Annotated in this window: 18 protein-coding genes; 6 read left to right on the top strand and 12 right to left on the bottom strand. The window is 63.3% G+C overall.

Annotation, left to right across the window (positions count from 1 at the left end):
- Positions 1 to 81 precede the first annotated feature (81 nt).
- The 4 genes from EB815_RS19780 to EB815_RS19765 form a co-directional block, all read right to left on the bottom strand.
- The gene (locus EB815_RS19780; protein WP_056572536.1) at positions 82 to 1,461 is read right to left on the bottom strand and encodes an aspartate aminotransferase family protein; all 1,380 of its coding nucleotides are present in this window, start codon (positions 1,459 to 1,461) and stop codon (positions 82 to 84) included.
- A 258-nt stretch (positions 1,462 to 1,719) separates the two neighbouring features.
- Positions 1,720 to 3,777, bottom strand: coding sequence for a prolyl oligopeptidase family serine peptidase (locus tag EB815_RS19775; RefSeq protein WP_056573446.1), 2,058 nt, complete (start codon positions 3,775 to 3,777; stop codon positions 1,720 to 1,722).
- A 73-nt stretch (positions 3,778 to 3,850) separates the two neighbouring features.
- The gene (locus tag EB815_RS19770; RefSeq protein WP_056573449.1) at positions 3,851 to 5,023 is read right to left on the bottom strand and encodes an MFS transporter; all 1,173 of its coding nucleotides are present in this window, start codon (positions 5,021 to 5,023) and stop codon (positions 3,851 to 3,853) included.
- Entirely contained in the window at positions 5,023 to 6,204 is a 1,182-nt protein-coding gene (locus EB815_RS19765) for an MFS transporter (protein ID WP_056572539.1), read from the bottom strand. The genes EB815_RS19770 and EB815_RS19765 overlap by 1 nt, the downstream gene beginning before the upstream one ends.
- Positions 6,205 to 6,461: 257 nt before the next feature.
- Between EB815_RS19765 and EB815_RS19760 the strand changes: the two genes are divergently transcribed.
- The 3 genes from EB815_RS19760 (at position 6,462) to EB815_RS19750 (ending at position 12,046) form a co-directional block, all read left to right on the top strand.
- Complete coding sequence (locus EB815_RS19760) at positions 6,462 to 8,039, top strand: trimethylamine methyltransferase family protein (RefSeq protein ID WP_056573452.1); 1,578 nt, start codon at positions 6,462 to 6,464, stop codon at positions 8,037 to 8,039.
- A 71-nt stretch (positions 8,040 to 8,110) separates the two neighbouring features.
- Positions 8,111 to 10,681 (top strand): GcvT family protein, encoded by a 2,571-nt coding sequence (locus tag EB815_RS19755; RefSeq protein ID WP_065005576.1) that lies wholly within the window; start codon positions 8,111 to 8,113, stop codon positions 10,679 to 10,681.
- A gap of 9 nt (positions 10,682 to 10,690) precedes the next feature.
- Positions 10,691 to 12,046, top strand: a complete 1,356-nt coding sequence (locus EB815_RS19750; protein WP_056572543.1) for a M24 family metallopeptidase — start codon at positions 10,691 to 10,693, stop codon at positions 12,044 to 12,046.
- On the opposite strand, the gene EB815_RS19745 is transcribed toward EB815_RS19750, so the two are convergent.
- Entirely contained in the window at positions 12,038 to 12,838 is an 801-nt protein-coding gene (locus tag EB815_RS19745) for a phosphate/phosphite/phosphonate ABC transporter substrate-binding protein (protein WP_056572545.1), read from the bottom strand. The genes EB815_RS19750 and EB815_RS19745 overlap by 9 nt on opposite strands.
- Before the next feature lie 89 nt (positions 12,839 to 12,927).
- Positions 12,928 to 13,938: a fatty acid desaturase gene (locus EB815_RS19740; RefSeq protein WP_056572547.1), complete on the bottom strand. Its 1,011-nt coding sequence runs from the start codon at positions 13,936 to 13,938 to the stop codon at positions 12,928 to 12,930.
- Positions 13,939 to 14,168: 230 nt separating this feature from the next.
- Here EB815_RS19740 and EB815_RS19735 point away from each other — a divergent pair, with 230 nt between their 5' ends.
- The 3 genes from EB815_RS19735 to bmt all read left to right on the top strand — a co-directional run bounded on the left by EB815_RS19735 (position 14,169) and on the right by bmt (position 16,805).
- Positions 14,169 to 15,026 carry a helix-turn-helix domain-containing protein gene (locus EB815_RS19735; protein ID WP_056572549.1) on the top strand — a complete coding sequence of 286 codons (858 nt, stop codon included), beginning with the start codon at positions 14,169 to 14,171 and terminating at the stop codon, positions 15,024 to 15,026.
- A 53-nt stretch (positions 15,027 to 15,079) separates the two neighbouring features.
- Positions 15,080 to 15,682 carry a DUF1989 domain-containing protein gene (locus EB815_RS19730; protein WP_056572551.1) on the top strand — a complete coding sequence of 201 codons (603 nt, stop codon included), beginning with the start codon at positions 15,080 to 15,082 and terminating at the stop codon, positions 15,680 to 15,682.
- Between the two features lie 100 nt (positions 15,683 to 15,782).
- A complete protein-coding gene (bmt, locus tag EB815_RS19725; RefSeq protein ID WP_056573454.1) occupies positions 15,783 to 16,805 on the top strand; it encodes a betaine--homocysteine S-methyltransferase in 1,023 nt (340 codons plus the stop codon).
- Positions 16,806 to 16,820: 15 nt separating this feature from the next.
- Here the strand turns inward: bmt and EB815_RS19720 are convergent, their stop codons facing one another.
- The 6 genes from EB815_RS19720 to EB815_RS19695 all read right to left on the bottom strand — a co-directional run bounded on the left by EB815_RS19720 (position 16,821) and on the right by EB815_RS19695 (position 21,806).
- Positions 16,821 to 17,090: a hypothetical protein gene (locus tag EB815_RS19720; protein WP_056573457.1), complete on the bottom strand. Its 270-nt coding sequence runs from the start codon at positions 17,088 to 17,090 to the stop codon at positions 16,821 to 16,823.
- Between the two features lie 133 nt (positions 17,091 to 17,223).
- A complete protein-coding gene (locus EB815_RS19715) occupies positions 17,224 to 17,919 on the bottom strand; it encodes a glutamine amidotransferase-related protein (protein WP_056572553.1) in 696 nt (231 codons plus the stop codon).
- A 160-nt stretch (positions 17,920 to 18,079) separates the two neighbouring features.
- Positions 18,080 to 20,194 carry a vWA domain-containing protein gene (locus EB815_RS19710; protein ID WP_056572556.1) on the bottom strand — a complete coding sequence of 705 codons (2,115 nt, stop codon included), beginning with the start codon at positions 20,192 to 20,194 and terminating at the stop codon, positions 18,080 to 18,082.
- Between the two features lie 2 nt (positions 20,195 to 20,196).
- Entirely contained in the window at positions 20,197 to 20,757 is a 561-nt protein-coding gene (locus EB815_RS19705; protein WP_056573459.1) for an RNA polymerase sigma factor, read from the bottom strand.
- Between the two features lie 78 nt (positions 20,758 to 20,835).
- Complete coding sequence (locus EB815_RS19700) at positions 20,836 to 21,033, bottom strand: hypothetical protein (protein ID WP_056572558.1); 198 nt, start codon at positions 21,031 to 21,033, stop codon at positions 20,836 to 20,838.
- Positions 21,034 to 21,068: 35 nt separating this feature from the next.
- Positions 21,069 to 21,806 carry a dienelactone hydrolase family protein gene (locus EB815_RS19695; RefSeq protein ID WP_056572560.1) on the bottom strand — a complete coding sequence of 246 codons (738 nt, stop codon included), beginning with the start codon at positions 21,804 to 21,806 and terminating at the stop codon, positions 21,069 to 21,071.
- Positions 21,807 to 21,895: the final 89 nt, after the last annotated feature.

Raw genomic sequence — 21,895 nt, 5'->3', positions numbered from 1 at the left:
ATGAAGTTTGTTCCCCATCACGGCAGCATGTTTCTCGAGGCCGGGCGTTCCTCCAGGAAACGCCCGGGTCGAGGTTCGCTCTCAACGCTTGCGCAGATCCGCTTGCGCCAGATCCAGCGCCTTGCCGATGCGCTCGCAGGCCATGTCGATCGTGTCGCGGGTCCAGATCAGCGGCGGCGACAGGATCATCGTGTCACCGGTGGCGCGCAGCATCATGCCGTTGGCGATCGCGTGGTCGCGCACCGTCACCGCGGCACTTCCCGACGGCAGGAACCGTTCCCTGGTCGCCTTGTCCTTGACGATCTCGATCGCGCCCATCAGGCCGATCGAACGCACCTCGCCGACGAGATCATGTCCGGCAATGCGCTCCTGCAGGGCCTTGGCGAAATAAGGCCCGGTGTCGTTCCTGACGCGGTCGACGAGGCCTTCCTGTTCGATGATTTCCAGGTTCTTCAGCGCCACGGCGCAAGCCACCGGATGGCCGGAATAGGTGTAGCCGTGATTGAACTCGCCGCCCTTCTCGACCAGCGTCGACGCAATGCGGTCGCCGACCAGCAAGGCCGACAACGGCTGGTAGCCTGACGTCAGCGCCTTGGCCGTGGTGATGGTGTCCGGTTCGATGCCAAGCGTCTGCGCGGCGAACCATTCACCAGTGCGGCCATAGCCCGTGATAACCTCGTCCAGCATCAGCAGAACATCATATTTGCGGCAGATGCGCTGCACTTCCGGCCAGTAGCTCGCAGGCGGAATCTTGACACCGCCCGCCCCCATCACCGGCTCGCCGATAAAGGCCGCGACCTTGTCGGCGCCGGCCTCGAGGATGGCGTCCTCGACCGACTTTGCCGCGCGCAGGCCGAAATCATGGTCGCTCTCGCCGGGCAGTGCCAGTTCATAGGCATAGGGCATCATCACATGGACGATGTTGGGCACGGCGCCGCCGAGCTGCTTGTGCATGGCATCCATGCCGCCGAGCGAGGTGCCGGCGATGGTCGAGCCATGATAGGCCATCTTGCGCGAGATGATGCGGTTCTTTTCCGGCTTGCCTTCCAGCACCCAGTAGTGGCGCACGAGGCGCAGCGCCGTGTCGTTGGCCTCCGAACCGGAGGAACCATAAAACACCTGGTTGACGTGTTTCGGCGCGATCTCGGCCAGCTTCTTGGACAACAGCACCGGCGTCGGCGTCGAGCATTTGAAAAAGGAATTGTAGTAGGGCAGTTCCTTCATCTGGGCGTAAGCGGCCTCGGCCAGTTCGTCACGGCCATAGCCGATGTTGACGCACCACAGCCCAGCCATGCCGTCGAGGATTTCGGCCCCTTCGGAATCGTAGATGAACGGGCCGTTGGCGTGGGTGATGATGCGCGAGCCGGCTTCGCGCAGTTCCTTGTGGTCGGTGAAGGGATGAAGATGATGCGCGGCGTCGATCTGCTGAAGCTGCTTCAGCGAATAATTCTGATAGGTCATGTCTGGATCTTTCCTCTGGATTCTGTCCGGCTGGCGCCGGGGCGAATGCATCAGAGGGCTACGGGCGGTGAATAACCGATGCGGGCGCACAGCCGCAAAAGCTCGGCGCGCAGCGTGCGCGGTGACGGTGTCACCGCGACCCGCGATGCGCGAGCCTCAAATGCGCCAACCAAGGTCCTGACGAGAGCCATTCCGGCACCTTAGAGCAAAGGCTGGTCGAGGTGAACCACCCTTTGCTTGGCCCATGAACGAATGATTCTAGGCCTTGGCGGTCAGCGCCCGCTGCAGGAAGACATATTTCATCGCCGTCTGGGCCGCCTGCGGCCGGCGGTCGCCACGCCCGCCATGTCCGCCTTCGGTTTCCTCGAAAAACAGCGTCCTGGCGTGGCCGGCCTCCTGCAGGCGAGCCGCCATCTTGCGCGCATGGCCGGGATGAACGCGGTCATCGGCGGTCGAGGTCGTCAACAGCACGGGCGGATAGGCGGGATTGGCCTTGACGTGCTGGTAGGGCGAATAGGCGGACAGCCACTTGACGTCTTCCGGCTTCGACGGATCGCCATATTCGGCCATCCATGAAGCGCCGGGCGGCAGCTCGGTGTAACGCAGCATGTCGAGGAGCGGCACCTCGATGATGGCGGCGCCGAAAAGCTCGGGATGCTGCGTCAGCGAAACACCGGTCAGCAGGCCGCCATTCGAGCCGCCCTGGATGCCGAGCGAGCTTGCTGTCGCGATGCCGCGCTTCACGACGTCCTCGGCGACCGCGGCGAAATCGTCAAAACCGTTCTGGCGATTGCCTTTCAGCGCCGCCTGGTGCCAGGCCGGCCCGAACTCGCCGCCGCCGCGGATGCAGGCCTGCACATAGGCGTTGCCCTTCTCCAGCCACAGCCTGCCGCGCACGCCGGCATAACCGGGCAAGAGCGGCACTTCGAAGCCGCCATAGCCATAGAGCAGCGTCGGCACCGGACCCTTCTGGTCGCGCCGCCTGACGACGAAATACGGGATCATCGTGCCGTCCTTCGAGCGCGCTTCGAACTGCTCCGAGATCAGCGGCGCGGCATCGAACCGCGCCGGCTGCGACTTCACCGTGGCGAGCGTCTCGCCATCGTCATCCGACCAGATGATCGAGCTCGGCGTCAGGAAATCCGTGAAGGAGAAGGACACGCTCGACCCGAAATGCTCGGCATGGCTGATGCCGACAGTGCCGTTTTCAGGCAAAGCCACCGGTTTCATGGACCAGGTGCCCTGCTTACGTTCGCAGACGAGGACCTTGCCACGCACATTGTCCATCAGGCTGATGAACAGCCGGTCCTGCGTGCGGGCAATACCGGCGATCGACACGCGATAGGCCGGCGCCAACAGGGTCTCGATGGCCCCCAAACCGCCGGTTTCGATCCAGTGGGCGAAGTCGAACGAATAGAGCCCGTCCGGCTGGCACACCGTGCCGTCAGGCGCCGTCCATGGCGTGCGCACGCCGAACACCAGTTGATCCTTGAAAAGCGATGTATCGGTGGCGTCGTCGGGCAGCGGAATGCGCCTGTTTTCACCAGACGGGAGATGCAGGAAGCTGTGCGACGCGAAGAAATTGATAGCCCGCGCCAGAAACACGTGACGCTTGTCGCCGTCGAACTCGACGCCGGCTCCGGCGGCGAGATCGTCTTTCTGCGCCTCGAATATCGGCGTCGCCTCTTCCAGCTTGGTGCCACGCTTCCAGAGCTTGATCACGCGCGGGTAGCCGGACTCGGTCTTGTCAGCGTCTTCGAGGGCCGCCGAGACGATGACCGTGTCCTTGTCCAGCCAGCCGAAACTCGACTTCGAGGCAGGAGCCCGGAACCCACCCTCGATAAACGATTTGGTTTCGATGTCGAATTCGCGCATTTCGCTGGCATCACCGCCATCCGGCGACATCGACAGCAGGCAGCGGCTGAAATCCGGATAGAGCCGGCTGGCGCCGCTGAACACCCATTTTATCCCCTCCTTCGCCGCAAGCTGGTCGAAGTCGATGATTGTTTCCCACACCGGCTTCTCGGTCTTGTAGGAAGCGACCGTCGTGCGGCGCCACAGGCCGAGCGCATTGGCCTTGTCCTGCCAGAAATTATAGACATGGCCGGCGATAGCCGCGCCGACCGCGATGTTGTCCTCGGCCGTCATCAGGTCGAGTGCGGTCTGGAATGACGCCTGGTAGGACGGATCGCCTTGCAATTCGCCAACCGTGATCTCGTTCTGGCGATGCACCCAGTCCAGCGACTGTTTGCTGGTCCTGTCTTCCAGCCAGAGGAATGGATCGGCGGCTTCTGGCTTGGCGATGGGCTTGGTCATGGAATCTCCGATAGGCAATGCTTCGGCATGCAACATCGACATGCCTTGTCCGATATTCAATAGCTGCGGCATCTCAGCAGAGGATTCGGGCCTTACCGCGACCGGCGACACTCGCAACCGCCAGCACCAGGCACATCAGGCCCAGCGTGATCGGCAGGCCACCGGCGCCCAGCAAATCCATCGCGCCTCCCGCCAGCGGCGGCACGGCGATGCCACCGACGCCCCACATCAGCGAGAAGGCGGCGTTGCCGGCGACCAGTGTCGAGCCGGTGAAGCGCTCGCCAAGCTCAATGATCGACATCGTGTAGATGCCATACGAAACCGCGCCCCAGACAAAGATCATCGGCCAGATCAGCGGCGTTTCGATGAGAAGCGGCAGCAGCACGCATCCGAGCACGGTCAAGCAAACGCAGGCAAGCCGCACCAGACGCGCGGAAATCCGCTCCGCCAACAGGCCAAGCGGCACCTGCATGGCGATGTTGCCGGCGATCATCATCGACAGCAGCGCCGACATGCGCACCTCCGCGATGCCGTAATGGGTGCCGTAGACCGGCAGCAGGGCCAGCGCCCCCTGTTCGAAACCCGCGGCGACGATGACCGCGAACAGAAGCAGCCACGCCATCGGTACGAAGCCCAGGACCGAGACCTGATGACCGGCCTCGTCCACCTTGGGCAGGCGCGGCAGCACCGAAGCCAGACAGATGCCGCATAGAACGAAGGCGGAAATACCGACGATGAAGGGTGGCCAGCCTTCGGTGCCGACGGCAAGCAGGCAAAGCGGGCCAGCCGCGAATCCGGCCGAGATGATCGTCGAATAGACGCCCATGATGCGCCCTCGCCGCGCCGGTGGCGCCAGTGCGATCACCCAGATTTCGCTCAGCACATAGAGCGGATTGGTCACCGCGCCGATCAGGAAGCGCAGCGGAAACCACAGATAGACATTCTGCGTCCAGCCAATCAGCGCCAGCACGACGGCCGAAAGCGCCGCACAGGTAAGCGCCGTCCGCCCTGCCCCGAACCGCCGCGCCAGTCCGGGGATGAGCGGCGACGAGACGATGAAGCCGATCGGCGTCATCGCCGCCGACAAGCCGATCATTGCCGGCGAGACGCCCTGTCGCTGCAGGATGAAGCTCAACAGCGGATAGGACAGCCCTTGCGCGATCGCGAACACCGAGACGGTCGCGATCACGCCGGTGATCGCCGCCCATTGCATCCCGACCTGGCTGTTGTCCGAACCGGCCGCCATCATGCCTGGCCGCTCCGGCGAACCGATGCGCGATAGAGCGCGAAGATCACCAGCAAGGCGTCGAGGCCGATGATCACCACGGGCAGGCCCAGCGGACCGATGCCCTGCATCAGCAGCCCGGCGCCGGGCGGGCCGACGATACCGCCAACGCCCCACAGCAAGGCGAAGGCGGCGTTGCCAGTGACAAGCAGCGTGCCCTTGAACCGGCTGCCGAGCTCGACCAATGCCATCGTATAGACGCCGTAGCCGACCGCGCCCATCACCAGCAGCACGCCCCAGATCAGGGGAGTCAAGATCAGCAGCGGCAGCAGAATCGCGCAGGCGGTCGTAGCCATCGCGCAAGCCAAGATCATCGGGCGGCCGCCGAACCGCTCAGCGAGCAGGCCAAGCGGGATCTGCAGCAGGATGTTGCCCAGGGAAAGCGCCATCACCAGCGCGGCGAGCACGGCTTCCGGCAAGCCATAGCCGGCGCCGAAGACCGGGACCAGCGCATAGGTGCTTTGCTGGACGGCGGCCGAGACCAGCACGGCCAGCAGCAGCGCCGGTGCCAGCCGTGCAAAACCGATAAAGCTGCCGGCGGGCTGGCCGTCATCCTCGAAACCGGTGAGCTTCGAGGAGACAAGGCGCAGGATGATCGCGCAAAGCACGAAACCGCCGACACCGACGCTGAAGGGCCCCCAGCCCGAAGTGCCGACCAGGGTCAAGGTGAACGGGCCGGCCGCATAGCCGGCGCCCATCAGCGTGTTGAATACACCCATTACACGACCGCGCCGTGAGGGCGGAGCCAGCGACAGTGCCCAGACCTCGCCGAGGATATAGAGCGGGTTGATGACGACGCCGATGATGAAGCGGATGACGTACCAGGCCACCCAGTTTTGCAGGTAGCCGATGCCCAGGAAGCACAGCGCTCCAACCAGTGAGCAGCCGACCGCCAGGTTTCGCGCACCGACCAGCCGTACCGCCGCCGGCACGAACGACGCCGACAGGATCAGGCCGAGCGGCATCATCGCCGCCGACAGGCCGATCAGCCCGGGCGACATGCCTTGCTTCTGCATCAGGAGCGTGAACAGGGGCGAACTCAGCCCTTGCGCGGCGCCGAACATGGCAAGCGCCGCGGTCACGCCGGCGAGCGCCGCCCACTGCGTCCCCGCTTCGCCTTCGCTCGAGCTGGTTGCGACCATTCCGTCATTCCATGTGAGGTGCCGGCAGACCTCCCGGCCGGCAAGCGTCACTAGCTACTGGTTCGATCAGGGGAAAGAAAGTGCCGGCAAGGGAAATCCGCTTGCGCCAACTCGACGGCGATCCGGCGAATCGCGCCGCCGCGCAACTGCCATTCCGGCATGTCGCTTCCCTCGCCCTAGTGGTCGCCGCCTCCGCAATGGCCGGCCGGCCGCCGGTCCATTATGCCGCCCGCTATTCGCATCCTACGAGGACCATCATGACCGCCGCCCTAAACCCTGCAGAACCGGCCTTGGCACCCGACCGTGCCCGCCGTGGCGGCCGCGCCGGAAAGCGCGCCGGAGGCTCGGCCGCGTTCGAGCAGCCGCCGTTTCGGCAGTTGAAGATCCCGCTGCGGCCCACGAAGCTGGTTTCGGATGACGAGCTGGAGTCGATCCACCTCGCCTCCTTGCGTGTGCTCAAGGAAATCGGCGTCGACGTCCTGCACGACGAGGCCCGGCGTATCATGAAGGCGCATGGCGCCGACGTGCGCGAAGGTTCGGAACGCGTCCGCTTCGACAGCGACATGATCCTCGAACTCGTCTCGCATTGTCCGTCCGAATTCACCATCCATGCCCGCAATCCCGCGCACAATGTCCGCTTCGGCGGCGATAATCTGATCATCTCGATGATGGCGTCGGCACCCAATTGTTCCGACATCGACCGTGGCCGCCGGCCGGGCAACCAGGCGGACTATCGCAATTTCCTGCGCCTTGCGCAGATGCACAACATCCTGAACTGCACCGGCGGCTATCCGGTCGAGCCGACCGATATCCATCCGTCCGTCCGCCACCTCGAATGCGTTCGCGACCTTGCAATGCTGACCGACAAGGTGTTCCACATCTATTCGCTCGGCAAGGAACGCAATGTCGACGGCATTGAAATCACCCGCATCGCGCGCGGCATCAGCCACGAGCAGCTGCTCGAGGAGCCGTCCGTCTTCACCATCATCAACACCAATTCGCCGCTCAAGCTCGACGTGCCGATGATGGAAGGCATCATCCAGATGTCGAGCAAGGGCCAGGTCGTCATCGTCACGCCCTTCACCCTGTCGGGTGCGATGGCGCCGGTGACCATCGCCGGTGCGCTGGTGCAGCAGAATGCCGAGGCGCTGTCGGGCATTGCCTTTGCCCAGATGGTGAAGAAGGGTGCGCCTGTCGGCTATGGCGGCTTCACTTCCAATGTCGACATGAAGTCCGGCTCGCCGGCCTTCGGCACGCCCGAATACATGAAGGCGCAGCTTGTCGGCGGCCAGCTTGCCCGCCGCTACAACATTCCCTATCGCACCTCCAACACCTGCGCCGCCAACACGGTCGACGCGCAGGCGGCCTATGAAAGCGTGTTCTCGCTGTGGGGCGCCATCCAGGGCGGCGGCAACCTGATGATGCACGCGGCCGGCTGGCTCGAGGGCGGCCTGCGCTGCTCCTACGAAAAGACCATTCTCGACATCGACCTCTTGCAGATGGTGGCGGAATTCCTGACCCCGCTCGATCTGTCCGAGGAAGCGCTAGGCTTCGACGCCATCCAGTCGGTTGGCCCGGGCGGCCATTTCTTCGGCACCCAGCACACGCAGGACCGCTACAAGACCGCCTTCTATTCGCCTATCCTTTCCGACTGGCGCAACTTCGAGACATGGGCGGAAGCCGGCTCGCCGACGGCGCTGGAAAAAGCCAACAAGGTCTGGAAAGAGCGGCTGGCGTCCTATGACGAGCCCTACATGGATCCGGCCATCCGCGAGGAACTCAACGACTTCGTCCAGAAGCGCACGGCCGAAGGCGGCGCGCCGACAGATTTTTGATCATGCTGGCGTGCGTCGTCACGCCAGCCCCAAACCTCTGATTCAATTTACACAAAAACGGACCTATCTTCATGAAATCCCATGTAAAAGCGGTTGTCATCGGCGGCGGCGTCGTCGGCTGCTCGGTGCTGTATCACCTGGCCAAGGCCGGGTGGACCGATATCATGCTGATCGAGCGCTCGGAGCTCACCTCCGGCTCGTCCTGGCACGCGGCGGGCGGCTTCCACACGCTGAACGGCGACCCCAACGTCGCCAAGCTGCAGGCCTACACCGTGCAGCTCTACAAGGAGATCGAGGAAATATCAGGCCAGTCCTGCTCGCTGCACCTGACCGGCGGCGTGATGATGGCCGATACGCCCGAGCGGATGGACTTCTTGCGGCTGGCCCACGCCAAGGGCCGCTATCTCGGCATGGACACCGAGCTGATCACGCCTTCGGAAGCCAAGGCGATGTTCCCGCTGATGGATGAGACGAACTTCGTCGGCGCCATGTGGGATCCGGTTGAAGGCCATCTCGACCCTTCGGGCACGACGATCGCCTACTCCAAGGCGGCCAAGAAGCTCGGCGCCGAGATCGTGCTGCGCAACCGCGTCGTCGACTTGACGCAGCAGCCGGACGGCACTTGGAACGTCGTCACCGAACAGGGCACTGTCCATGCAGAGCACGTCGTCAACTGCGGCGGCCTGTGGGCGCGCGAGATCGGCCGCATGGTCGGCGTCGAGCTGCCGGTTCTTGCGATGGAGCACATGTACCTGCTCACCGAGCCGATGCCGGAGGTCGAGGAATTCAACAAGTCGACCGGCCGCGAGATGATCGGCGTGCTCGATTTCAAGGGCGAGATCTACACCCGCCAGGAGCGCAACGGCATCCTGCTCGGCACCTATGAAAAGGCCTGCAAGCCGTGGTCGCCGGTCAACACGCCCTGGGATTTCGGCCATGAATTGCTGCCGCCGGACCTCGACCGCATCGCGCCGTCGCTGGAGATCGGCTTCAAGCACTTCCCCGGCATCGAGAAAGCCGGCATCAAGCAGATCATCAACGGCCCCTTCACCTTCGCGCTCGACGGCAACCCGCTGGTCGGCCCGGTGCAGGGCCTGACCAATTTCTGGTGTGCCTGCGCCGTCATGGCCGGCTTCAGCCAGGGCGGCGGCGTCGGCATCGCTCTGTCCAACTGGATGGTGCACGGCGATCCCGGCTTCGACGTCTGGGGCATGGATGTCGCCCGCTTCGGCGAATGGGCCGGCCTGCGCTACACCAACGCCAAGGTGCGCGAAAATTATTCGCGCCGATTCTCGATCCGTTTCCCCAACGAGGAATTGCCGGCAGCGCGTCCTGCGCAGACGACGCCGCTCTACGACATCATGCTCGCCAACAACGCCGTCATGGGCGATAGCTGGGGCCTGGAAACCCCGCTGTGGTTCGCGCCGAAGGGCAAGGAGCCGAAGGACATCGTTTCCTTCCATCGCTCCAATGATTTCGGCCCGATCGGCGAGGAAGTGCGCGCCACGCGCGAACGCGTCGGCGTGACCGAGATCGCCAACTTCGCCAAATACGAAGTGTCGGGACCGGGGGCGGAAGAGTTCCTCAACCGGCTGATGACCAACCGCATGCCGAAGACCGGCCGCATCGTGCTCACCCCGATGATCAACGAGTTCGGCAAGCTGATCGGCGACTTCACCATCGCCAAGGCGGGTGAAGACCGCTTCATGATCTGGGGTTCTTCGGCCGCGCAGAAATATCACATGCGCTGGTTCGAGAAGCACCTGCCGAAGGACGGTTCGGTGCGCATCCACCGCTTCGACCAGACGCTGGTCGGCCTGTCGATCGCCGGACCGAGCGCGCGGGATTTGCTGCAAAAGCTCGTGGATACGGACATCTCGACAAAAGCCTTCCGCTTCATGGATTTCCGCGAGATGGCCGTCGGCGGCGCGCCCTGCATGGTCAACCGCATCACCTACACCGGTGACCTCGGCTACGAGATCTGGATGGCGCCGGCCTATCAGCGCCTGGTCTACAAGGCGATCAAGGACGCCGGTGAAGAATTCGGCCTGGTCGATTTCGGCATGCGCGCCTTGCTGTCGATGCGTCTCGAGAAGAACTTCCCGACCTGGTTCCGCGAGCTGCGGCCGATCTACGGCCCGTTCGAAGGCTCGATGGACCGCTTCATCAAGCTCGAGAAGAACGATTTCATCGGCCGTGAGGCTGCTGCCAAGGAACAGGCGGACGGACCAAAACTGCGCCGTGTCTCCTTCATCGTCGATGCCGCCGATGCCGACGTGATGGGCGACGAACCGATCTGGGCCAAGGTCAGCAAGGATTTTGGCACGGTGGAAAAGCCGCATGGCTACGGCGCGCCCCGCTTCGACGACAAGGGCAAGGAAGTGCGTGGCTCCAAGGCCGCCGAGGGCGCTTCCGCCGTGCGCGGCATCGTTGATGGCGACTGGCGCGTCGTCGGCTGGGTGACGTCGGGCGGCTATGCCCATTATGTCCAGAAGTCGATGGCGCAGGGTTACGTTCCGGCGGCGCTGGCCGAGGATGAAAGCGCCGGCCTGTTCGAGATCGAGATCCTCGGACATCGGCGTCCGGCCCGCATCAATGTCGAGGCACCGTTCGATCCGAGCGGCGAGAAGATGCGGACCTGAGGGTCGACGATGGACAGCGCGGCGCCAAAGGGGAGCTTCGGCCGCCACCGCAAGATCATGCCGTTCGAGCCTGGCTCGATCGAGGAATTGCGTGAAGGCTCCCGCCAGAAGGCGGCTTCGCTCAACCAGCATGTGCTGGGCTATGGCGCGCAGGCTGAAGCGGAATGGGCGGCGGCGGGCATTGCCGCCCCCGATCTTCCGGCGATGCGCAAATACCGGCTGGAGCGCATCCGCGCCGAGCTGAAGCGGCGCGGCTATGCCGGTGCCCTGCTCTACGATCCGGTCAATATCCGCTATGCGACCGACAGCACCAACATGCAGCTGTGGGTGGCGCACAACCCGACGCGGCATTGTTTCGTCGCCACCGACGGACCGGTGGTTCTGTTCGACTATTTCTCCTGCGAGCATCTGTCCGATCATTCCGGCGTCGTCGACGAGGTGCGTCCGGCCGTATCGTGGATGTATCTCTATGGCGGCGAACTCACGGAGCAAAAAGTCCGCTGCTGGGCCGCAGGCATAGCCGATCTGGTAACGGAGCATGGCGGCGGCAACAACCGCGTCGCGGTCGACCACCTCAATCCGGAAGGCGTCGAGGAGTTGGCGCGGCTAGGTGTCTCCATCGGCAATGGCGAAGCGGTGATGGAAAACGCCAGGCTGATCAAATCGCCTGATGAAATCCTCGCCATGCGCCGTGCCATCGTCGCCTGCGAGGCGGCAATGGGCGAGATGGAACAGGCACTGAAGCCCGGCATCTCCGAGAACGAACTGTGGGCCGAACTGCATCGCGGCAATATTGCGCGCGGCGGGGAATGGATCGAGACGCGCCTGCTGGCGTCGGGCCCGCGCACCAATCCCTGGTTCCAGGAATGCTCGTCGCGCCTGATCGAAGCGGGCGACCTCGTCGCCTTCGACACCGACCTGATCGGCCCCTATGGCTTCTGCGCCGACCTGTCGCGCACCTGGCTTTGCGGCGATGCAAAACCATCCAACGAACAACGCGGCCTGTTCCGCATGGCCGCCGAGCAGATCGAACACAACACGCAATTGATGCAGCCCGGCATTTCGTTCCGCGACCTTGTCGAACGCTCGGCGGTGCCGCCGGGAGACTGTTTCCCGACCCGCTACGGCGTGCTCTATCACGGCGTCGGCCTGGCCGATGAGTACCCGACACTGCCGCATGCCAGCGACTGGACGCCGGACACGCCGGACGGCGTGCTCGAACCCGGCATGGTGCTGTGCGTGGAAAGCTATATCGGCAGGCTTGGCGCCCGTGAGGGCGTCAAGATCGAGGAGCAGATCCTGATCACCGAGACCGGCAACGAGCAGCTTTCAACCTACCCGTTGGATGCGAGGCTGCTAGGCTAACCCTGCAAGGGCGTCGCGCATTGCCTTGATTGTCTTTTCAGGCGTCGTCCGGGCGGTAATGAACGGCAGGCCCTTGCGCCGTGCCGTCCAGCCGACGATCACGACCTTGCGCGCCGCCGGCTCGAAACGTTGCGCCAGCGCCCAGCTCTCACAATCGATCGCCGCTATATCGGCCCTGCCCTCGGCCACAGTGACGATCGAGCCGCGATGGCCACCGCTTTCGCTACGCGAGGAAAAGATGTCGAGGCTTTCGCCCGCCGCCTGCAGGTCGCGCGTCAGGGCAATGATGCCCGACATGGAATCGAGGCTGTTGAAGGTGAAGCGCTTGCCACGGATGAGATCGAGAGGCAGCAAGGCCTTGCCATCCGCGGGCGATCGAGCCTCCGGCCCCTCGCCCGCCCGCATCACCAGCGCGCTCGAATAGAGTTCGCCCTGCCCGCCTTCATAGGTGTCATAGCTTGGCTGGCCGACCACCTGCACATGGCTCGACAGTCCGAGTTCCATCGGTCCCCAGCAGGTCTGCGCGAACAGCAGTGCCGGATGCAGCCAGAGCTTGTGATAATCGAGTTCATCCGGCGGCAATGTCGCCGGGTCCGGCGCGATCAAGGCCCCCTGGCCATCGCGGATGCCACCCGGCACGGGCGGCAGGTCACCGTTGCGGCGCACGATGGTCTGCGGCGCATCGATGCCCTTCTGCCGGAAGGCGTCCCGCAGCAGCACCCATTGCGCGTCGACCTCGCCGCGCGCCTCGGGCCAGTCATACATTGGCAGGGCAGCAATCGATTCACTCATGCCGATATCAAATCATCATCTCTGGAAAAGGATCGCAAAAACGCGGCGTCCAATCAGAATTGGCCGACACCTATCCCGGGATGCCCGGGCTATTCCTTGGGCGGCTCGGCGGGCACCGGCGCGGTGCCGAGCCCATTGATGTTGCGGGCCCGGATGCGTGGCTTGAACGCCCGGCCGTGCTCAGGCGCACGACGCAGCACCGGGTGCACGATCGGCTCCTTTGCCTTGAAGGCATAGGCTTTGATCAGCGCGAAATAGTTCGGATAGGCATAGCCATTGTTCATCCGCAGCCACTCGTCCCGGCGCTCGCGAAACAGCTTGGGCAGCTTGTACCAGGCCACGGTCGGCGTCTTGTGGTGGACGAAGTGCAGATTGTTGTTGAGGAACAGAAACGACAGCGGCGAGCGCTCGATGATCACCGTGCGGCCTTCCGGATGCTCGGACCACTGATGCTCGGCAAAGGTGCGGATCGCGATCAGCGACTGACCGAGCCACACCGGTGCCAGGATGTAGAGCCACAACGGAATGCCGAAGCCGAACTGCACGATCGGCGCCACAATGGCGAGGCCGATCGCATGCAACAGCCAGGCTTTGCGGATCGCCTTGTCGCCGGCCATGATCTGCTTGGCGTCGTCGATGAAGAAGCCGATGCAGGACAGCCAGGGGCCGAGGAAGAACCGGCCGGCCATGGTGTTGTTGACCTTGAGCAGGAATTTCATCGTCGGCGGCAATTCGTCGTGCTGCCACAGCGCCTGATAGTAGCTTTCCGGATCGTCCAGCGGATCGGTCAGCCGCTCGTCGGCATGGTGGCGCAAGTGCAGCGTCTTGAAGCGCCGGAACGGCCAGACCAGACCGATCGGCAGGAAGACGAAGGCTTCGTTGATCAACGCATTGCGCGTCGGATGACCATGCAGCACTTCGTGCATGATCGACGACTGCAGTGCCAGGACAAAGCCGAGGAGAAGGAGCGCCACAATGGGATAGGAAGGCCAGAGCAGGAAACCGGTGGCAAGCCACGTTCCGTAACAGAAGAAAGCGAGAACCGTGGTCGGCCACTCGATGGCCGGTGCGTTGCGTCGCTTGATGCTCTTGCCTGTCATGCTATCGACCACTGCCCCTCAGTCGCCGGAACCCCCAATGGTTCCTGACAACATAGTGTCAGGAGAAACGATTCCACTCAACGCGACAAAGTATACAAAATGTTGCGATTGCGCATTTTTGACCGCACATGTTACACATTGTAAACAGCCTTAGGGATTCATTTACGCCTGAGACGCCCCTTGGGTCGCTTCGGCGCAAATTTTTTCCTCAAGATTCGGAGGACCGGACGATGGACAAACGCGACCTGTCAGCAATCTTTCGGGAGCGCCTGAGGCTGCTCCTGACACGATCGGATCTCAACCAGTCCGCCTTCGCTTCAGCGGTCGGCATCGACCGGTCGGCACTGTCGCAGCTGATGTCGGGTGCCTCGACGCGCCTGCCGAGGGCCGAAACGCTGCTCAACATCGCCGCGGAATTCAAGATATCGCTCGACTGGCTGCTCGGCCTTAGCCAGGACGAAGGCGTCACCGGGGAAATCCGTGAAAGCCTCGAGATCGAGGAAGCGCCCGATGGTTTCGACCGCACGCTGCTCGCCAAATGGTTCGCCGAGGCCGCAGGCACCAAGATCCGCTACGTGCCGGCCGGCATCCCCGACCTGCTGCGGACCCGCGCCCTGGTCGACTACGAGGCCAACATCACCAACCGGAGCCGCCTGGCGCAGGCCAGCGAGACGCAGTACCGCATCGAATACAACCGGCGCCCGGAAACCGACATGGAAGTCTGCATGCCGCGCCACACGCTGGAGATTTTCGCCCGCGGCCTCGGCGTCTGGGACCGTTTTCCGGAGGCCGATCGCCAGCAGCAGCTCGCCCATATGGCGACGCTGCTTGACGATCTCTACCCGACCTTCCGGCTGTTTCTCTATGACGGCCGCATGCGCTATTCGATCCCGCTCACCATCTTCGGGCCCTATCGCGCCGCCATCTATGTGGGTGACATGTACGTCGTGCTGAACGCCACCCAGCCGGTTCAGGCACTGACCCAGCACTTCGACAACCTGATCCGGGCCGCCGACGTCAACCCGCACGAGGCAGCAAGCTTCGCGCGCAATCTGGCCAGCATGTCGTTCCCGTCAGGCTCTGTCTGATCCGGCGCAATCGTGGTCATTCGAGACTATCCGCATCTCAAAAAGGACAGCCCATGTCAGAGCCGCGCCGCATCGTCGTCCCTCCCCAGTCTGGCCGTTCCATCCGCGTCTGGCGCGGAGACCTCATCCGCATCATCGACCCTAGGGGACAACAGGTCGCCGATCTCTGGGCGTTCGCCACCGAGCCGGCGCTCGACTGGCTGAGCACGTCGCAGACCCGCGACATCACCGAGCGGCTTTTTCCCCGCATCGGCGACCATTTCTACAGCGCGGCCGCCAGGCCGATGCTGACACTGGTGGAGAACGCATCGCCCGGCCCGCATGACATGCTCTATCCGGCCTGCGACAGCGCGCTCTATGAGCGCGCCGGCTTTCCCAACCACCCGAACTGCCGGGACAATCTGATGCAGGCGCTGGCCGTCGAGGGCATATCGCTGCCCTTCGCACCCGACCCCGTCGACCTCTTCCAGAATTCCCTGCCGCAACCCGATGGCAGGCTGATCGTCGAGGCTTCGATCAATCCACCCGGCGGTAACGTGACGCTGCGCGCTGAACTGGACCTGCTGCTGGTGGTCACCGCCTGCTCGGTCGACTATTACCCGACCAATGGCGGGGTCTGCACCGAGATCGAGGTCGAGATCATAAGCGGATCGTAGACAGTCTTTCAATCTGGCCGGGTCATCGTGGCAAATCATTGACTAGACATAAAGACTTCTTTATATCCTTATTTGACTTCGAAATATGAAAGCCAATCCGATGACGACGACCAATCCGATCGATGCCTTGCTGGCTGAAAAGGGCGTGCTGCTGGCCGATGGCGCCACGGGCACCAATTTGTTCGCCATGGGTCTGGAGGCCGGCGAGGCGCCGGAACTGCTGAACGAGACCGCGCCCGACACCATCACCAGCCTGCACCAGAATTTCGTCGATGCCGGCGCCGACATCATCCTGACCAACTCCTTCGGCGGCACCCGTCATCGGTTGAAGCTCCACCATGCGCAGGACCGTGTCCATGCGCTGAACAAGCGCGCCGCCGAGATTGCGCGGGCGGTTGCCGACAAGGCCGGCCGCAAGGTCATCGTTGCCGGCTCCGTCGGCCCGACCGGTGAGTTGCTGGTGCCGCTCGGCGCCATGACCTATGACGAGGCGGTCGACGCCTTTGCCGAGCAGATCGAGGGTCTCAAGGAAGGCGGCGCCGAAGTGGCCTGGATCGAGACCATGTCGGCGCCCGACGAAATCCGCGCCGCCGCCGAGGCGGCAATTCGCGTCGGCCTGCCCTACACTTATACCGGCTCCTTCGACACGGCCGGCCGGACCATGATGGGCCTGTTGCCGAAAGACATCCACGGCGTCGCCGATGGCCTGTCGCAGGCCCCGCTCGGCGTTGGCGCCAATTGCGGTGTCGGCGCTTCCGATATCCTGGCCTCGCTGCTCGACATGACCGAGGCGAAGCCGCAGGCGACGGTGATCGTCAAGGGCAATTGCGGCATTCCCGAATTCCGCGGCACCGAGATCCATTATTCCGGCACGCCGGAATTGATGGCCGACTATGTGCGTCTCGCTGTCGATGCCGGCGCGAAAATCGTCGGCGGCTGCTGCGGCACCTCGTTCCAGCACCTTGCCGCCATGCGCAAGGCGCTCGACGCCCATACCAAGGCCAGCCGCCCGACGGTCGAGACGATCGTCGAGCGCATCGGTCCGATGCGCAACAAGGTGGCGACGGAAAACACCGCCGAGACAAGCGAAGCCCGCCGCGAACGCCGCCGCAGCCGGGCCTGAGGCAATATCCTTGGGTTAATCGCTATTGTCGGCGTAGCTCGACTGCGCCGACTTGAAATCGACCACATTGTCGCCGCGCATTGTCATCAGGGCACCGGATGAACCCGGGTCGGTGATCTGTTCCAGCATCAGGCGGAAGCGGTCGTTGGTCAGCGCCGACATTGCGGTGTCACGCGCCTGCGCGACATCGTCGCTGATGCGTCTGGTTTCGGCTGACGAGGCTGATGAAACCGGCGAAGCGTCTCGCGCCGGCGGGGGCGCGTTGGCGATAGTCCTGATCTGCAATTCCGGCTCCCTCAAGCCCTGTAAACAAGCCCGGTGTAACGAGAGGACATTGCGATCCGGTACCGGAAATACCGCGCAATTTAACGATCCGGCAGATAGCTATGAACCTGCGATGCCGCCGTCGTTGGGGCGGCTAAATCAACGGCGGAAAAAGCTTGCGCAAGAACCCATTGAACCAGGCGGCTTGCGCCGCATCGTGCAGGACCATGAGGCGATCCTGCTCCTCGCGCGTCTGTGCGCCCGGCTTGTCATAATTCGCTGTCGGGCGGTTCTGCACACGCTGAAATCCTATTGGCGTTACTTCCGCATGGAATTGCAGGCCGTACACCTTGTCGCCGATACGGAAAGCCTGATTGGGGAAAAGGTCGCTCGAGGCAAGATGCTGGGCCCCTTCCGGCAGTTCGAAGCCATGCCAGTGTGACTGCGTCACATGGATCGGCGCAGGCAGGAAATCCTCAGCTCCGGCCGAGGGATAAAGTGGGTAACACCCAAATTCGTGTACCCCGCTTGCCGGCGGACCGACCTGCGCGCCGTGAAGCCAGGCAATTTGCTGAGCGCCCTGGCAAATACCGAGCAACGGGATGCCGGCATTCATGCAGAAGTCGATAAACCGGTATTCGTCCAGCAAAAACGGATGCAGCGAGGTATCATATACATTGTACATTCCGCCATAAATCACGCCGCCTGCGACAGTATCATCCGCATCGAGCGCCTCTCCGGCAAAGGCGCGGCGCAAGACCGGTTCGTAGCCGTTCTTCTGGAGGTAGGCGAACATGCGGTCGTCTGCGGGCTCGTCGCTGTGCCGCACGAGAATAATACGCTTCTTCATGATCCTGCCTTTCCCCTCGCCAGCATGGGTGGCGCAAGGCAGCCACACAACAAAAAAAGGCCGGCAAGGGAAAAATCCCTCGCCGGCCTGCCTCACCCGCCCGTGGGCCGGTTTCCCGTATCAGAACGATCCCATCTGAAAGAAACCGGCCGTATCACCACTACCGGTTACCGCCCAGCGCCGAGGCAAGGCGCACGAGCGAGAGGAACTCAGACCTGTACCCAAACGGATCGGCTCCTCGGGCGGCAGTGGCAATCTCCATGATCCTGTCGTAACCGAACTTCGCGGTCGCATCCTCGTCGCGCAGCTTCTGGCCAAAGGCCGCGACCGCGACGGAAAAGCGCTGGTCGGTGCTCGCCTGGTCGAAGGACGCCACCTCGTTGGCCGATGTCACCGGCGTGGTGATCAGCTTCGAGACGTCCTCGGTGGGCAGCTTGTAGCGGATCTTGACGAAGGCATATTCATCCGCGTTGGCGACACCGCCATTGTTGACCGTGGCCTGGCCATAGCGCAGCGGGTCGATCTGCTCGCCGCCGCTGCCCTTTGGTGTGATCTCGTAGATCGCGGTGACCGAATGGCCGGAGCCGATGTCGCCGGCATCGACACGGTCATTGTTGAAATCCTCGCGGCTGAGCGCCCGGGTCTCGTAACCGATCAGCCGGTATTCGGAGACCTTGTTCGGATTGAACTCGACCTGGATCTTCACGTCCTTGGCGATCGGGAACAGCGTCGAGGAGGCATCCTCGACAAGCACCTTTTCGGCTTCGGCCAGCGTGTCGATATAGGCGGCGGTGCCGTTGCCGTTCTGGGCAATGGTCTGCATCATCTGGTCGTTCAGATTGTCATGCCCAAAGCCGAACACCGACAGGAAGACACCCGACTTGCGCTCCTGTTCGATCAGGCGCTTCAGATCATCATCGTCGCTCTGGCCGACATTGAAGTCGCCATCGGTGGCCAGCATCACCCGGTTGACGCCGTTCTTGATGAAGGATTGCTGGGCAAGCTTGTAGGCTTCCTTGATGCCGGCCTCACCGGCCGTCGAACCGCCGGGCGTCAGATTGTCGATGGCATTGAGAATCTTGTCCTTTTCGGCAGCCTTGGTCGGCATCAGCACCGTGCCGGCCTCTCCAGCATAGGTGACGATGGAGATGGTGTCGTCAGCCTTCAACTTGCTGACCAGCAGCCGGAATGCCGATTTGAGCAGCGGCAGCTTGTCCGGCTCGTCCATCGAACCCGAGACATCGATCAGGAACACCAGATTGGCCTTCGGCTGCTCGGTCGGCTTGATGTCGAAGCCCTTGATGGCGACATGCATCAGCTTGGTATGCTCGTTCCACGGCGTCGGCATCACGCTGACGGTCGAGTTGAAAGGCGTCGACGCCGAGTCCGGCCCCTTCCAGTCATAGGGGAAGTAGTTGATCATCTCCTCGACGCGCACTGTATCGGCCTGCGGCACGGACCCTTCCTTCAGCGAACGGCGCACGAAGGAATAGGAGGCGGTATCGACATCGATCGAGAAGGTCGAGACCGGGTCTGCGAGTGCCGCATGCACCGGATTGGTCTTGAAATCCTCGATGCGGTTGCGATTTTCCTCTTGTGGCGCAATCTGGTCCGTCGGTGCGGTGGGCAGCGGCGCCATCAGTTTGGATTCAGCAGCCGGCATGCGGGCGACCCGCGATGTGCTGGGCGCGCTTACAGTTCCGTCCAGTGCGAATTTACCCGTCGGCGCTGGCGGTGCCGGCTCGGCCACCGCCCCGCGCTCCGCGGCGGTCTGCTGGGCTGAGCCACCGGCCTGGGCGGATTCGGGTTTCGGCGGAGCGGTCGGCGCGACAAGCGCATCGGCGGCGTCGCGGCTCTCCACATCGGCATCGGCCTTCTTGTCCTTCGCCAGTTCGGTCGGAGCTTGCTTCGGCTCTGCCACGACTGGCTTCACGGTCGCCGGCTTGTCGGCCAGCGTCTCGGTGATCTTTTCGTCGCCGCCGAATTTGGGCGGCTGTTCCCTCAGCAGGTGGAAAGTGGCGTATCCGGCGATCGGCAGGGCGACGAGCCCGGCAAGGGCCGGCGTGGCGATGAGTTTCTTTTGCATGATCTCGCTCCAGAGCTTTTGTGCTCGCTCTGTGAGACGAAGACCGCCGACCGATCCTTGGGTGACGGCAGAAATATTTTCCTGATCATAGGCGTGCATGGCAGCCTCGAAGGCGCGCGCCTTCGCGCTCTCGCCCGGCACCGGTGCTGCGATATCGCGCAGTCTGTTAAGTTCGTTGTCGTCGACCATGGTCACACTTCCCCGGCCGAGCGCATCAGCGTCTTCAGCCGTTTCTTCGCTTCATGGATGTGCCAGGAAACCGTCGTCTCCGAGATCGCCATCGCCTCGGCGGCGGCCGCGTGGCTCAGGCCCTCGCCATAGACAAGCAGTACGGCATCGCGCTGCTTGTCCGGAAGCTGCCGCACCGCTGCCCACAGCGCCTCGGCCGGATCCTCGCTCTCGGCCAGGACCTCGCCCGAAATCAGCGCATGGACGCCATAGGCCTCGGTCTTGACCGTCTCGCGGGCGGTCTTGCGCATCATGTCGCGCGCCGCGTTCATCGTCATGGTGTAGAGCCATGTCGTGAAGGCGCCGCCACCGCGATAGTCGCGGATCGCCTTGCCAAGCCGGACACAGACTTCCTGGGCGATGTCTTCGGCATCCGCCTTCTTGCCGCACCAGCGATAGGCGGCGCGATAGACGAAGTCGTAGTGACGCTCCAGCAATTTGCCGAAGGCCCCTCTGTCCCCGCCCTTCGCCCGCCCGATCAGTTCGGCGTCGGAGGCTTCGCTCTCATCCAGCATCATCGCCATCATTTGCCTGTTGGACGAAGGCTAATGGCCGATCCTTGGGGTGATGCAAAGATTTTTTTCCGCCCGGCGCTTTGACACTCAAATCGCCTGCCGGGACGCCTTCACATCCGGCGCAAGAACAAGAAAGAGGGGCCCGCTGGCATCAAGCATGATGCTGGCAATTCCGTATCGACTTGGGTCTCTGCGCGCCATCGCATTGGCATCTACCGCCACGCTTCTTCTAACCAAGGTCAATCCCTGCTTTTGATCGGCGCAGGCGTGGCTATCGGACTTCATGCGATCGGCCTGGTTCAGGCGATCCGCTCGACGGCTCAGATCAGTGTTTCGGCAAACAGCGTGATCAGCCTTTGCCAATGCCGCTCGGCGCCGGCTTCGTTGTAGACGCTGTGATCCGGCACGCACCAGCCGTGCGCCATGCCGACATAGTTCTCGATCGTGTGGTCGACCTCCGCGTTCCGCAGTGCCTCCTCCAGCCGCGTCGACTGTTCGGGCGGAAAACTCCTGTCGACGCCGGCCATGCCGACATAGACACGCGCCTTGATGGACGCGGCCTTGCGGTGCGGGCTGTCGGCGGCGTCGCTGGCAAGATTGCCGCCATGGAAACTCGCGGCGGCCTTGATCCTTTCGGGATAGGACGCGGCGGCGTTCAGCGCCCGCGCACCACCCATGCAATAGCCGACTGTGCCGATCGGCCCGGTGACGTCTTCGCCGGCGAGCGCATCGAGAAAGGCCGCGCTGTCGCTGATCGTCATCTCCTGTGTCGTGCCGGTGACCAGCGCCATCAGCGCTGCCTTGGTTTTTTCCTCGACGAAGGCGGTCTTGGCATCGAACGGCCCGTAAGGCGCGTTGCGATGGAAGAGATCGGGCACCAGCACCGCATAGCCCTCGCCCGCCAGTCGCGCGGCCATGCCGTCGAGCGCGGCGCGCGGACCGAACGCATCCTGGTAGACAATGACGCCGGCCTTGGCTGGAGAGCTCTTGGCCGAGCGGAACAGGCCAGCCTTCGCCACACCGTCACGGGTCTTGATCTGAAGGTCCTGCTTCGTCATTGCCTGCTCCGTTGATCAGAGCAGCGATACATATCCGCGCAAACCGCCACGGCAAGGCGTTCCCTGATCTCCATGGTCAACATTTCGTG

The organism is Mesorhizobium loti (assembly GCF_013170705.1).
In the GTDB taxonomy this organism is placed as follows: domain Bacteria; phylum Pseudomonadota; class Alphaproteobacteria; order Rhizobiales; family Rhizobiaceae; genus Mesorhizobium; species Mesorhizobium loti_D.
Note: the sequence above shows the minus strand (reverse complement) of the source record. Positions and strands in the feature narration are given on the sequence as shown.

What these genes read in the sequence shown, in the direction of transcription:
- EB815_RS19780 (WP_056572536.1), bottom strand. Translation starts at nt 1,461, where the DNA reads ATGACCTATCAGAATTATTCGCTGAAGCAGCTTCAGCAGATCGACGCC.
- EB815_RS19775 (WP_056573446.1), bottom strand. Translation starts at nt 3,777, where the DNA reads ATGACCAAGCCCATCGCCAAGCCAGAAGCCGCCGATCCATTCCTCTGG.
- EB815_RS19770 (WP_056573449.1), bottom strand. Translation starts at nt 5,023, where the DNA reads ATGGCGGCCGGTTCGGACAACAGCCAGGTCGGGATGCAATGGGCGGCG.
- EB815_RS19765 (WP_056572539.1), bottom strand. Translation starts at nt 6,204, where the DNA reads ATGGTCGCAACCAGCTCGAGCGAAGGCGAAGCGGGGACGCAGTGGGCG.
- EB815_RS19760 (WP_056573452.1), top strand. Translation starts at nt 6,462, where the DNA reads ATGACCGCCGCCCTAAACCCTGCAGAACCGGCCTTGGCACCCGACCGT.
- EB815_RS19755 (WP_065005576.1), top strand. Translation starts at nt 8,111, where the DNA reads ATGAAATCCCATGTAAAAGCGGTTGTCATCGGCGGCGGCGTCGTCGGC.
- EB815_RS19750 (WP_056572543.1), top strand. Translation starts at nt 10,691, where the DNA reads ATGGACAGCGCGGCGCCAAAGGGGAGCTTCGGCCGCCACCGCAAGATC.
- EB815_RS19745 (WP_056572545.1), bottom strand. Translation starts at nt 12,838, where the DNA reads ATGAGTGAATCGATTGCTGCCCTGCCAATGTATGACTGGCCCGAGGCG.
- EB815_RS19740 (WP_056572547.1), bottom strand. Translation starts at nt 13,938, where the DNA reads ATGACAGGCAAGAGCATCAAGCGACGCAACGCACCGGCCATCGAGTGG.
- EB815_RS19735 (WP_056572549.1), top strand. Translation starts at nt 14,169, where the DNA reads ATGGACAAACGCGACCTGTCAGCAATCTTTCGGGAGCGCCTGAGGCTG.
- EB815_RS19730 (WP_056572551.1), top strand. Translation starts at nt 15,080, where the DNA reads ATGTCAGAGCCGCGCCGCATCGTCGTCCCTCCCCAGTCTGGCCGTTCC.
- bmt (WP_056573454.1), top strand. Translation starts at nt 15,783, where the DNA reads ATGACGACGACCAATCCGATCGATGCCTTGCTGGCTGAAAAGGGCGTG.
- EB815_RS19715 (WP_056572553.1), bottom strand. Translation starts at nt 17,919, where the DNA reads ATGAAGAAGCGTATTATTCTCGTGCGGCACAGCGACGAGCCCGCAGAC.
- EB815_RS19710 (WP_056572556.1), bottom strand. Translation starts at nt 20,194, where the DNA reads ATGGTCGACGACAACGAACTTAACAGACTGCGCGATATCGCAGCACCG.
- EB815_RS19705 (WP_056573459.1), bottom strand. Translation starts at nt 20,757, where the DNA reads ATGGCGATGATGCTGGATGAGAGCGAAGCCTCCGACGCCGAACTGATC.
- EB815_RS19700 (WP_056572558.1), bottom strand. Translation starts at nt 21,033, where the DNA reads ATGAAGTCCGATAGCCACGCCTGCGCCGATCAAAAGCAGGGATTGACC.
- EB815_RS19695 (WP_056572560.1), bottom strand. Translation starts at nt 21,806, where the DNA reads ATGACGAAGCAGGACCTTCAGATCAAGACCCGTGACGGTGTGGCGAAG.